Genomic DNA, 12,172 nt, shown 5'->3' with positions numbered 1-12,172 from the left:
TGGTACAACAACGGGGTATGGGTTAGAAACTAAAAGTCACTTTAGCGGCACCGTAATACCAGTCCGACTCGTCGAAGTCATTGCCGGTATTGTCAGCCGCTAGGACATTGGCTGTACCGTCGACAGCGTGCCCTTCAATTTTAAAAACCATATAATCGTTAATATCGAAGCGTAGCGTCAAGGCCAGATCTTTTTCCCATGCATTATGGTCAATGGCCAGATCATCGCCATCCTTGTCGTCCTTATGCGGGTAATACACCGAATAGTAAGCGCCTAGGGTCATCCAGTCGTATAACGCATAGGAGGCCATCAAGTAATAACTTTCAGCTTTAGCGGTTGAATCCGTACCCAACACCTCGGAATCCGTTTTCCTTTGCATATATTCGGCCGATAAAACCAGATTGTTCCACGTATATTCAACCGAACCGACATGAAATTGAAAGGTATTCGATAAAGTGGCCTCCATAACACCGCCTACCAGTACGGGAGTATCAGCAGGTGCATGGAAATAAGTGTACCCCAGTTTAAGACCGTCTATCGGCGTCTCCCACCGAAGGGCTCCAATGTAGGATGTATCTGAATCCATATCACCGTTAACCCTTAATCCCGAACTGGCAAAACCATTATCGAATGCTTTACCAACGCCACTGTCGTTATCTATATTCAGACTACCAGCGATAAACTGGTAATTGAGACTGCCAGCAATCTTTAAATCCACATCCCCGTATAGGCCTGCACCATTTACGGCAATCAGGGTGTCTCTGGTCAAGTCATTATAAATCCCCTGGGGAAGGACGATACTGGTACGCAGCATGTCCATATCCCGGGTTTCGTTGTACAAGCCTAAAGGCAGTTTGATCCTGCCGGCCCGTATGCCCAGCCAGTCTTGAAAACGATAGTCGCCATAAGCCCAGTCCAAGGTGATTTTATTGTTGGCGGCATCGCCCACATCGCGGGAGAACAGCTGCAGTCCGGCACGCAGCTTATCGGTCAATTGCTTGCTAAAATTGACACCTATTTCGTTATATTCAAAGCTGCCGTCTTTGCTGTTGTGGGCCAGGTAGTTGTACTCATTGCTATATAGAAAGCCCTGGGAAATGAATCCGTGGATGTCCACGCCACCCAAGGTGGCCGCACCGGCAACATTCATCGTCAATCCCGAGCCGGCCGTCAACAAAATTAATAAGATCACAATCGTTTTATTTTTCATTGTATTTCTCTCCTTCTATTGTTCGCTAATCACTTTAACGGAGGCCGTATCGGCTGCGCCAGATACATATCCCACCACACCGCTGTTGCCCGACACATACGATATCAGCTCCCCTTCGGAAGCAAAGGCTTTGGGCATGGCGCCTTTACCCGTGAAGACCTGTTTTTTCCAATAGGTGGAGAATTGTTTTGCGGTCTTCTTCACATAAGTTTTCAAAAAGAGATCGTGGTCAGATCCGGATTCCAGGATCACGAACTCAATGGGGCTGCCGTCACTCCATGAACTTTTCTTGCCCAGGAAAATATCCTTGACCATGTTGGCATCCACGGAGTCCTCTGCGATACCCTTGTTTGCGATGACTCTCACATCCGCGGCCCATGCCCCGCCGTGGGGTACTGCCATGGCCACCAACAGAACAAGTCCGCCGATCGCTAAGATTAATAGATACCTACCTTTGTTCATTTTAAACCTCCTGATAATGATTATTACATTCTGAATCTATTGACATTTTTCATCAAGTTCGTGGCCATCTGTTTAAGGTCCTGAGCGCTGATGTTTACCTGTTCACTGCTATTTGAAAATTCATTGGCAGACAGGTTTACCTCACCGATAGTACTGGTGATTTCCCCTGCCGCCCTTGACGATTGATTGACGTTTTCGTTGACGTCCTGAATTCCCTGGGAAGCCTGGGCGATGTTGGTGGCAATCTCATGGGTAGTGGCCGACTGTTCCTCCACAGCGGTGGCTATCGTAGCCACATTTTCGTTGATGGTGTCGATGACCCGTCTAATCAAATCGATCTCATCAACGGTGGAGGCAGTAGTGTTCTGCACTTCATCGATCTGACGCTTGATGTCGCCGGTTGCTTCCGCCGTTTGCTTGGCCAGTTCCTTGATTTCATTGGCCACGACGGCAAACCCTTTGCCCGCCTCGCCGGCCCGTGCCGCCTCAATGGTGGCGTTAAGCGCGAGCAGGTTGGTCTGTTCAGAAATCTCGGTGATGGTTTCGGTTACTTTGCCAATGGCCTGAACGGCAGCACCTAATGCCGTCATCTTCTCTGAAGCTGTAGTCGCCTGCTGGACCGCCTCATCAGAAATGTTGCGGGCTTGTTCGGCGTTCTGGGCGATATTGTTGATCGTTGAATTCATCTCTTCCGCGGCTGATGCAACCATTGAGGTGTTGGCACTAGACTCCTCTATGGCCGCTGCGACGTTGTGGAGGTTGGTACTCATCTCTTCAGTTGCCGCCGATACAGTGTTGGACTTGGTGGACATGTCCATGGCTTCCTGGGTCATGTGGCCGGACAATTCGGCCAGATTGTTGGAAGCATTGTTGAGCTGGTTTGCGTTTTGAGAAAACTCCCCGATGATGGCCTGTAATTTTTCGATGAAGATGTTGAACCACTTGGCTACTTCACCCACTTCGTCGCTGCTGCTCACATCCAAACGCTTGGTCAGATCCCCTTCCCCTTCGGCGATATCACGCAGCATAGTTACGGTGTTGTTCAGGGGGCGACTGATGGCGCAGTTAATGATGAACGCGACAAAGAGCAGCGCCACCAAAACCACAACCACAAACAACCAGATGTTCATTATACGCTGGCTTTTGGAGCTTTTGCCGATTTGGCCCAGATCTTCTTTCAGGTGTTTGGACAGATATTCTTTGTATCGGGCCAGTGCGTCCTTTATTTCCTGGGTCTGCTTGGCCAAAACCGCCATCTTGGATCCGCTGATTTCGGCTTCGCCACGGCTGATATCCCCGTATATCTTTTGGGCGTCGTCGGTAAATTCGGCCAAGGTGACCAACGTTTTTTTTATGTCCGTTTTAAACGCCGATTCAATGGCATCCATTTTTACGATGTTTTCCAGGTTCTGTTTGACCTCATCGGATTTCTCACAGGTCTGAGAAAATATGGATTCTTCGCCCATTAGCACGGCGTCGTTATATCCCTTGATCTGCTCTTTGAAGGCAGTTAGGGCGGTGTTGCTGTGCATGGTGGCCGGGAAGAGAAAGTTGGAGGCCTCAAGGGCCATGGTTTCGGTCCGTTGCCCCAGGTAGTAACCGGTTGCCGTGGAAATAAAGTACCCTGCGACCAATATGCCCAAACTGAACCACACTTTTTTTGCAATACTTAATGCTTTCATGCTCATTAGACAATATGGTTGAACGTTAGCCACCGCGGCAATAAAAAGGCCTGCCAAACCTTGAAAACGTGGGTTATAGTAAGCGTTCGTTAACAACCCTAACTACAGAGCCAAAATCAAGGAGGCAGGCCGTGAAAAAGATTGTAAAGTATGTTGGTTTGGATGTCCACAAAGATTCGATTACCATTGCTATCGCCGATGAAGGACGTGACGGAAACGTTCGAGTGTATGGAAAAATCAGCAACGACCTGGGGCAGATTGATAACGTCATGCGAAAACTGATTTCACAAAACGCCGAATTGCATTGTGTTTATGAAGCAGGTCCATGCGGATATCCAATCTACAGGCATTTAACAAGCAAGGGAATCGATTGCGTTGTCGTTGCTCCGGCGCTGATCCCCAAAAAAACCGGTGATCGGGTTAAAAACGATCGCCGAGATGCAACCCACCTGGCGACGCTCCACCGTTCCGGAGAACTGACGCCGGTGTATGTCCCCGATCAGGCCGATGAAGCACTTCGTGACCTGGTACGTGCACGAAAAGACATCCAAATATCGCTCCGCAAAGTCAAACAACAGATCAATGCCTTTTTATTGCGACAAGGGATCAATTATCCAGGTAAAAGCAAATGGAGTAAAGCGCATTTAAATTGGCTGGCGGATCTGAAGATGCCGCATCCGGCCCAGCACATTGCCCTTACCGAATACCTGGACGCCATGGGAGACCATGAGGCCCGCGTTAAGCGCATCGAAAAAGCGATTGAGCAATGTTGCCAAACCAGTCGATTGCTTCCGGTTATCGAGGCTCTGCAAGCGCTCAGGGGGATTTCTTTGCTCAGCGCGGTGACCGTCGTCGCTGAACTGGGGGATCTGAGCCGTTTCGATACGCCGGCACAGCTGATGGCCTATTTGGGTCTGATCCCATCGGAGCATTCAAGCGGTGGCACCATCAAAAAAGGCCCCATTACCAAAACCGGCAATACCCATGCCCGCAGGACGTTGATCGAATCGGCTCAGGCCTATCGTATGCCGGCCCGGAAAAGTAAGGCGATCCGTAAACGCCAGGAAGGCTTGCCGGACGATGTTTTGGATATTGCCTGGAATGCACAGCTACGACTATGCCACCGCTACCGCAGGTTGATTGCAAAGGGCAAAAACCATAACGTGGTCATCACCGCGATTGCACGCGAGTTGGCCGGTTTCATCTGGGCCATTGCCCGGGCTGTTCCAATCGTGGCCGCTGAAAGATGATTTGTTATAGCGTGGAAACCCAGGCCTATCAAGGCCAAGCCCTAAAGGGTGCTCCCTAAGGTCGCAGCCTTGACAGCCCTGACTTTCCACGCTGGGTGGGAATTAGCGACGGCGAGAGAAGCGCGACTGTTGCTCCGGCTCAAGAAGCTGGATAAGTACTTCTCGATAATCGATGATGCAAATAGAAAAAGAACTTATTGATTTTAAAAATGCTCAAGAAAGGATCGGCTTTATCAAAGAACAAATATAGCCATCGAGCTTTTGGATAGGGGCGCGGTCGCGGTTTGGAGAACCCTCGAAAAAGCTATCGGAATAGGCCTTCAGGCCGAAACTCCCGTCTTTAGACCGAGGCAGCTCCACGACGAAGCCTAGTCATGCGGTATCCAATCCGCGAATATCAGAGTGCTCTACCGTCGTTATTGCAGACCCCGCCTCTATCCAAACGCTCGATGAAAATTATTGGCCCAAGTTTTTTGGGTATGGATAGGTTTTTCTCTTGACAAGTGTTCAACCATATCAGCTTTCTGATTTGATTTTTTCTGATTATATCGGATTTTGGGGAGGTCTCCGGTACCCACCCAAAGAAGCCGAAACGTACAAGTTTTGCAACCAGTTGTTGTGATATCTGAATTGGTTTAGCTGTTCCGCCGGACTTTTAAATCCATTGTGCAACTTAACCGTTCGAGGATTGTATGGTGAAAAATTATTGATGAGCGTCCATCCTCGAATACTCAACTGCGCTGCATCCATCGATCCATGAAAATATTGGGTACTGTACAGGTGGCGATCCATTCTTTGCATCAACCGGTCAACCATGTTACTGGTTCGGTGTGCTTTAGGATGATCGTAGGCAACACGATAGGCGGCAATGTTTTTCCGTAACTTCGTTATGGGATCTATGATAACGGATGGCACAGCATTCTTTTCGCACCATTCGTACAACCTTCTTATTCTTTGGGAAAACGATGCCTTACTTTCAGCGCGATAACACTCCCATAGCTTTGATGCGGCGTTTTCAAAAATATCTCGGTATTTCTTTTTGGCACGGTCACGAATTTTGATAAACACATGAAGAAAACAGCAAATGATAACTACTGCCGGGAAGAGGAATTGCCACGCATTTCGGGTGGCTTTCCAGCCGTCCATATTCACGGTTTCCGGTGAATATTCCGGCTTTATACACTGGGCCTCTTGTTTGTACACTTGATACGCATCTGTTAACGCTTGTTCTCCGGCGTCTTTGGCAACGGCTGCACCGAGAATACAGCCATCACCAACTGTCGTGGCCACATACGTTTTTTCACCTAAAATTCGAGTATGCTTTTCATCAGCGGCAAGATGTTCGGGAACATCTTGAGGATTTCGGACAGTTGTTCCGACAATGCTGTTTCGCCCGATAGATTGTTCGATTCGATACCAATACATGGGATCTTTTCCGAAAACACGACTTATGGCCCAAAATGGTATGTCGAACTTTCTAAAAAACATTGCATCTTCGATTTCGTCAACAAATCCAACGAGGTATGGCAGTACAAATGAAGGACGAATGGTGTAAGCAACACCGGATATTTTAATTCGACGGATCCATATGGATTGTTTTTTTGAGTAATAAAGATCCTTCATCCGATATCCATTTTCGATTTCAGCCGGGAATAATTCCGGAAACAGTTCGATCCTTTTGTTTACGGAAGTTCTGAAATCAACCGGGTTGAGTATGTTGCATTCATAATTGCCTTGAGAAAAGGGCAAACATATGATTCTGTTGTTTCGGTTAGCGGATCTTGTATCTGCTATTCCCATATAGTTAGAGACCTCCTTTGGCGGGATGTGTCTCTAACTATATAAAATTATTAGTAAAAAGTCTAGACTCAAATCTTCAATAATATCAACATGTTGTGTTTTTGTCGGGGGATAGGCCACTGTATGTTCGGCTTATTGGAATCAAACTCCCCAAAATCCGTTATAATCAGGATTTTTTGATTCTATTTGTATACTCGAGTTTTCGAAAAATAGTTCTTTGACAAATTGTGATTATGGCACTTTCATTGCTATGCAGCCTCTTGGGGGTTGAGATTCTGGTTCCGTTCGAGCAACTCCACTTCTTTTCTCGGTTTGCGGAACCTGAAGATATTTTTCTCTTCCACTTCTAACCACTTGCGATAAAAATCTTCGTCCGCCTTCAGTCTCTCAAATACTGCCTTGAAATTTTCGTATTGGGATTGACGTATAATTGAGGGGATCGTTAATGATCCCTTTGACAGTTTTCCAGCAGTGCTTTGCTTGTAGTTTTCAAAATGGAGGAGGGAGTCAATCCAGGACACCAGGCATATCGTTATTGATACGCCTTGCTCACTCCTGATAGTGGCTCCCTCCATATCGGTTAGCTGCTTCGCATTCCTGAAAAACTCTTCAATTACCCATCTATGGCTGTAAGTGATGAGAATTTTACCGGCTTCCCAAGTGAGTTGATCGGTAAGTAAATATTTCGTGGTTTGAGTGGTGGGATCAACACTTTCAACAACACAATGCTTGCCAGTTATAGAATTTAAACGAAGCGTCTTAGTCTTCGTGTGATAAAGAACTTTTTGAGCTTTACCAGTTGCCGGGTCTGCTGTAAAGCCGTATTTTTCAACGTAAGAAATGGATTTATAAACCTCGGGCAGGGACCGCGTGTAATATTGATTTTTTGACAATCGCCCTTTGGGGGTGAGCTTAGGGGGCTGGCATGGGACCCTGACCGTGTAATTGGGTTTGAGTTCGATAATATAACTGAGCTCAAGGCGTTTAAGTTCTTTGATAAACGGCCCTGTGCAAAACCAGGAATCCGCTAACACCATGGAAGGGGGGAAACCGACTTCCAATGCCCACTCCAGTATCTCGACGGCAAGCGCATACTTGGTTTTGTATGGATGGGCTTTCCCTCTTTGCCAAGGCATCGTCCCCGTTTCTTTGTGAAACATTCTGAAATTGATTGGAAATTTGATAAGGTTTCCATCACTGTAATACACAAAAACAAGGCAGGTTGCCTTCATGTTCGTTCCAAAGGCATGATCGAATAAAACAAACACACCGTGAATCCATTTGCAGAATTTGGTATGGTGTTTCATTGTGTCGTCGATCAGAAAATAACCTGGTTGAAGGGTGTACATTTGCTGGATGCGTTTGGCATAAAGCAATTGCAACTCGGGGATGTAAAATTTTGCATCGGATAAAAAATAAGAAAGCGTGCTAACCGCCTTTTCTTCCAACCACATTCGACTAATGCGGCTCAGGTTGAATCCAGAACCCAATACCAAGGCCGTTGCGACCAGTATCATGTTATCAAATTGAATGTTGGTTAGCCCTGGTTTCAAAAAGGACAGCCCGGTGACAAGGAATGCGAGCGGCTTAGCGCACGGAATCTTCATCCTTATTATCCCTTCTATTTCAGCATGTTATACACCTCCAGAAATATTATCGCACATATTGAGAATAATGTCCCGCACTATTTTTCGAAAACTCGAGTGTATATTTTTGGCCAACTATTTTTCGAGAAATAGCTTGCATTAAAAAAAATTTTATAAGTGGCTTGTTTCTTTATCAACAGCAAGCAATGGACTTCTATTCGGCCGCAGCCAAACAAACTCAAGGAAATGATGAGAAGAATAGATTTCGGAAAAAGGACAGTTTAATTACAGGACATTCCTGTTATTAATTTTAATAGGAAAACTAAGTTGAGTTAAAAAGTAACATCATTGGGTGTGGCTCTTTTATGACGACCCAAAAGCGATTGCCGGGATCTGCTCGAATCACTGGAACGTCATGGGATTTTAACGCTTCCGGCCAAAAGGCCGACCGGCTCGACAGCACGCCGTAAGTACAAGGAGCCGACTGGGCGTTCTACACCGTCCAGAACCAAGGTGTTATCGGCCAGGTCGGAAAGATCGAATCCCGTTCCTCCGGATGTACCGTACATTGTTGGCATGCTTGCTCGCCAGGTTATAAACATCCGTCGGATCGATGGTGCCGTTTTTGAAGAAGAATGGCTTGGATTTGATTGCAGGAAAATTGAACTTTGTTGCGTTTTTTTCACCATCGGTATACACAATAAAAAAAATGCTTGGAGTCTGCCTTGAGCATGCATCTTCCCCCGACCTTTACCCAAAATATTGGAGAGGTATGGCTTCAGTACATCGCCTATGAAAGTGGTCAGCCGACCATCGTGCTTTTGCACGCCACCGGTTTCCTGCCCTGGCTGTGGCATCCCATTGCCACTCAACTGGCGCCTGCACACCAGGTGATTGCGCCCTATTTCTGTGACCATCGGCAAGCCGATGCCTACCAGGGCGGTCTGGATTGGATGCTCCTGGCCAGTGACTTGGCCGCCCTATGTAAAGCAATCGATCCGATCCTTCAATTAACATTTGAATTTTTGCATTTGGCATTGATTGAATCGGGGCGGTGGGTTTCTGATCACACCACCAACAAGAATACATCCAAATACGATTGCCCTTCGGGGGCAGGTGTAGAGCATTGACTATCCTCAAGGGTCATGGTAGCCCCTCAAGGGTCATGGTAGCCAACAAACAAAAGACAATCCACAATAGCAGGTAAGGCATTGATCAAATGAAAAAAGCGCTCATAACCGGAATCACCGGCCAGGATGGATCCTACCTTGCCGAGATGCTGCTGGAAAAGGGATACGAGGTTCATGGCATCAAACGCAGGGCATCCCTTTTTAATACGGACCGGATCGACCATCTCTATAGGGATCCCCACGATAAAGACCGCAAGATGATCCTGCATTACGGGGATCTCACCGATGGGACCAACCTGATTCGGGTTCTCCAGCAGGTGCAACCCGACGAGGTTTATAACCTGGCGGCCCAGAGCCATGTTCAGGTTTCCTTTGAAACCCCCGAATACACGGCGGATGTCGATGCATTGGGCGCGTTGCGCCTGCTGGAAGGCATTCGCCTTCTGGGGCTGGAGAAAAAGACCCGTTTTTACCAGGCATCGACCTCGGAATTGTATGGACTCGTCCAGGAAGTTCCCCAGACCGAGAACACCCCTTTTTATCCCCGGTCTCCATATGCTTGCGCCAAATTGTATGCATACTGGATTACGGTAAACTACCGTGAGGCATACGGAATCTACGCATGCAACGGCATTTTGTTCAACCACGAGTCACCGATTCGTGGTGAGACCTTTGTCACCCGCAAAATTACCCGGGCGCTGTCCCGGATTTACCTGGGCCTTGAGGAGTGTCTCTACCTCGGCAACCTCGAGGCCCTGCGCGACTGGGGGCATGCAAAAGACTATGTTCACATGCAGTGGCTGATGCTTCAACAGGACCAACCGGAAGATTTCGTCATCGCCACGGGACAACAGCACTCGGTAAGGGAGTTTGTCAACATTGCAGCCAGAGAACTTGGCCTAGCCATCCAATGGGAAGGCCAGGGCGTGAATGAAAAAGGCATCAATGCCGCCAACGGCAGGACGATTGTCGCCGTGGATCCAGCCTATTTTCGCCCCACCGAGGTGGAGACACTGCTTGGCGATGCGTCCAAGGCCCGGGAAAAATTGAGCTGGGAACCCCAAATCGCTTTCGAGGCACTGGTTCAGGAGATGATCAAGGCAGATTTGGAGGATGCCAAACGCGATGAACTCTGTCAACGGGCGGGGTTTAAGGTAAGTAATCATAATGAATAAATCATCCAAAATATTCATCGCCGGGGCCGCCGGCATGGTTGGCAGCGCCATTGTTCGCAAGCTATTGTCCATGGGCTATACCAATCTTTGTGGCAGCTATCATTCCCGAAAACCCGGTGGAGACAAGTTGCTGACCGGCAGTCTCGAAGCATTGCAATCGGTAAAACTGGACCTGACAAACCAATCTGCCGTAGAGCGTTTTTTTGCCGACGAGAAACCGGCATATGTTTTTCTCGCGGCGGCCCGGGTGGGCGGTATCCATGCCAACAACACCTACCCGGCCCAGTTCATTTACGATAATCTGACCATTCAGGGTAATGTCATCCATGCGGCATATCAGGCCGGTGTGGAACGTCTGTTGTTTTTGGGGTCGTCTTGCATCTATCCCAAAATGGCACCCCAGCCGATGAAGGAGGAACATTTTCTCACCGGTCTGCTAGAGCCTACCAACGAGCCTTACGCCATTGCCAAAATTGCCGGCATCAAGATGTGCGAATCATACAACCGGCAGTATGGTACGAGCTTCATGGCGGTGATGCCCACCAACCTTTACGGCATCAACGACAATTTCAACCTCGAGAATTCCCATGTGCTGCCGGCCCTGATCCGTAAATTCCATCTGGCAAAGCTTGCCTTTGAAAGCGATTGGGATGGCATTCAAAAAGACGAGGCCTGCTTCGGAACCATACCGGACGACATCAAAGCGTCCCTTGGAATTCATGGTGTCTCCGGCCCAACCTCCACTTCGTCCTCAGCACTCAGGCCTCAGCACTCGCCCGACCTTCCGCCTGCGGCAGTTACCATCTGGGGCACCGGCTCCCCCAAGCGTGAATTTCTGGATGTGGACGATATGGCTGGCGCCTGTGTCCATATTATGAACCTTGATGAGAAGACCGCCGCGGACGAACTCCTGAATTACCCGCGGCCCTGTTTCGTCAACTTGGGTACCGGTGTTGACTGTACCATCCATGCACTGGCAAGCACCGTACGGGATGTGGTCGGATACAAGGGCGAGATCGTTTACGACCGCACCAAACCGGATGGTACGCCGCAGAAACTACTGGATGTGTCGCGGTTGGATGGCTTGGGTTGGCGGGCGTCGATCGGTTTGGCCGATGGTATTCGAAGCACCTATCAGTGGTATCTGGGACAGTGCTGACGACTGACGTTTTTAACCGTTTGCGCATATCATAGTTGGGAATGGAGGATTTATTCCGACCCAAATAGTCAATGAGCTTTTGAAATAGCCCGTAAACGGTTACGGATTGATTACAGGAATGAATGTAGCGATGGATCGCTGCCCGCTATTTTTAAGGCGATTGGCGGATAAAAATATACCAAGATGCGCAGGATTTTCATTCGTAGTCTATAAACGCTACACGATCTTCAACTTTCATAATTCATTTGCGGATCTATTTTTTCCCTATCATTCAATATTTTTTGAAGGTGTTCTAATTTTTCCATCAACTCAATTTGTTTGCTTTTATACATTATGTTCAATATTTCTTGACGGCTATCCAGATCACAAGCTTTTTTTAACAAATCATCAATTTTATCTTGATGACTTTTCATATTCTGTGACTTGTCTAAAAACACTTTTGTAGCGATTGTCAAAATGTTTAATGCTTTTTGATTTTTATTCCTACTTTTCATTTTTTGCTGACTCCTATAGATTATCTTATTACATTTGATCAGTTGCAATTGCATTTTCTATGCAAAATAATCAACGTTTAAAACACTGTTGCCTAAAATAAAAAGATAGTCATCTATACTCTATAAAATTCAACCTCATGTATTCTTCTTGATCAATATCAAGCAACGGATTTCTATTCGACTGGATTTAAACAAACTCAAGGAAATGATAAGAAAAATAGATT

General features: G+C 47.4%; 10 protein-coding genes. 4 read left to right on the top strand and 6 right to left on the bottom strand.

Going from position 1 to position 12,172, the window contains the following annotated elements:
- Positions 1-22: 22 nt before the first annotated feature.
- From GN112_RS23875 to GN112_RS23865, 3 genes are read right to left on the bottom strand one after another with little or no spacing between them, the layout of a single operon-like run.
- Positions 23-1,210, bottom strand: coding sequence for a hypothetical protein (locus GN112_RS23875; RefSeq protein ID WP_155312490.1), 1,188 nt, complete (start codon positions 1,208-1,210; stop codon positions 23-25).
- A gap of 15 nt (positions 1,211-1,225) precedes the next feature.
- Positions 1,226-1,672, bottom strand: coding sequence for a type 2 periplasmic-binding domain-containing protein (locus GN112_RS23870; RefSeq protein WP_155312489.1), 447 nt, complete (start codon positions 1,670-1,672; stop codon positions 1,226-1,228).
- 23 nt (positions 1,673-1,695) lie between these two features.
- Positions 1,696-3,354, bottom strand: a complete 1,659-nt coding sequence (locus GN112_RS23865) for a methyl-accepting chemotaxis protein (RefSeq protein WP_231717115.1) — start codon at positions 3,352-3,354, stop codon at positions 1,696-1,698.
- 131 nt (positions 3,355-3,485) lie between these two features.
- Here GN112_RS23865 and GN112_RS23860 point away from each other — a divergent pair, with 131 nt between their 5' ends.
- Positions 3,486-4,604 carry an IS110 family RNA-guided transposase gene (locus tag GN112_RS23860; protein ID WP_155310575.1) on the top strand — a complete coding sequence of 373 codons (1,119 nt, stop codon included), beginning with the start codon at positions 3,486-3,488 and terminating at the stop codon, positions 4,602-4,604.
- Positions 4,605-5,147: 543 nt separating this feature from the next.
- On the opposite strand, the gene GN112_RS34525 is transcribed toward GN112_RS23860, so the two are convergent.
- Both GN112_RS34525 and GN112_RS23850 read right to left on the bottom strand, forming a co-directional pair.
- Positions 5,148-6,404 carry a hypothetical protein gene (locus GN112_RS34525; protein WP_231716904.1) on the bottom strand — a complete coding sequence of 419 codons (1,257 nt, stop codon included), beginning with the start codon at positions 6,402-6,404 and terminating at the stop codon, positions 5,148-5,150.
- Positions 6,405-6,652: 248 nt separating this feature from the next.
- Positions 6,653-8,011, bottom strand: a complete 1,359-nt coding sequence (locus GN112_RS23850) for a transposase (protein ID WP_155310081.1) — start codon at positions 8,009-8,011, stop codon at positions 6,653-6,655.
- A gap of 704 nt (positions 8,012-8,715) precedes the next feature.
- On the opposite strand from GN112_RS23850, the gene GN112_RS23845 reads away from it, so the two are divergent.
- From GN112_RS23845 to GN112_RS23835, 3 genes are all read left to right on the top strand, one after another.
- The gene (locus GN112_RS23845) at positions 8,716-9,120 is read left to right on the top strand and encodes an alpha/beta fold hydrolase (RefSeq protein WP_155312487.1); all 405 of its coding nucleotides are present in this window, start codon (positions 8,716-8,718) and stop codon (positions 9,118-9,120) included.
- Positions 9,121-9,209: 89 nt separating this feature from the next.
- The gene (gene gmd, locus GN112_RS23840) at positions 9,210-10,295 is read left to right on the top strand and encodes a GDP-mannose 4,6-dehydratase (RefSeq protein ID WP_155312486.1); all 1,086 of its coding nucleotides are present in this window, start codon (positions 9,210-9,212) and stop codon (positions 10,293-10,295) included.
- Positions 10,288-11,454: a GDP-L-fucose synthase family protein gene (locus GN112_RS23835; protein WP_155312485.1), complete on the top strand. Its 1,167-nt coding sequence runs from the start codon at positions 10,288-10,290 to the stop codon at positions 11,452-11,454. Before gmd ends, GN112_RS23835 begins: the two co-directional genes overlap by 8 nt.
- A 227-nt stretch (positions 11,455-11,681) precedes the next feature.
- On the opposite strand, the gene GN112_RS23830 is transcribed toward GN112_RS23835, so the two are convergent.
- On the bottom strand, positions 11,682-11,948 hold the full coding sequence (locus tag GN112_RS23830) for a hypothetical protein (protein ID WP_155312484.1): 267 nt from the start codon (positions 11,946-11,948) through the stop codon (positions 11,682-11,684).
- Positions 11,949-12,172: the final 224 nt, after the last annotated feature.

This window comes from Desulfosarcina ovata subsp. ovata, assembly GCF_009689005.1.
Classification (GTDB): Bacteria; Desulfobacterota; Desulfobacteria; order Desulfobacterales; family Desulfosarcinaceae; genus Desulfosarcina; species Desulfosarcina ovata.
This window is presented reverse-complemented; position numbering and strand designations above follow the sequence as displayed.

Excerpts from the sequence above, each read along its gene's own strand:
- GN112_RS23835 (WP_155312485.1), top strand. The coding sequence starts at position 10,288 with ATGAATAAATCATCCAAAATATTCATCGCCGGGGCCGCCGGCATGGTT.
- GN112_RS23875 (WP_155312490.1), bottom strand. The coding sequence starts at position 1,210 with ATGAAAAATAAAACGATTGTGATCTTATTAATTTTGTTGACGGCCGGC.
- GN112_RS34525 (WP_231716904.1), bottom strand. The coding sequence starts at position 6,404 with ATGGGAATAGCAGATACAAGATCCGCTAACCGAAACAACAGAATCATA.
- gmd (WP_155312486.1), top strand. The coding sequence starts at position 9,210 with ATGAAAAAAGCGCTCATAACCGGAATCACCGGCCAGGATGGATCCTAC.
- GN112_RS23830 (WP_155312484.1), bottom strand. The coding sequence starts at position 11,948 with ATGAAAAGTAGGAATAAAAATCAAAAAGCATTAAACATTTTGACAATC.
- GN112_RS23865 (WP_231717115.1), bottom strand. The coding sequence starts at position 3,354 with ATGAAAGCATTAAGTATTGCAAAAAAAGTGTGGTTCAGTTTGGGCATA.
- GN112_RS23850 (WP_155310081.1), bottom strand. The coding sequence starts at position 8,011 with ATGAAGATTCCGTGCGCTAAGCCGCTCGCATTCCTTGTCACCGGGCTG.
- GN112_RS23870 (WP_155312489.1), bottom strand. The coding sequence starts at position 1,672 with ATGAACAAAGGTAGGTATCTATTAATCTTAGCGATCGGCGGACTTGTT.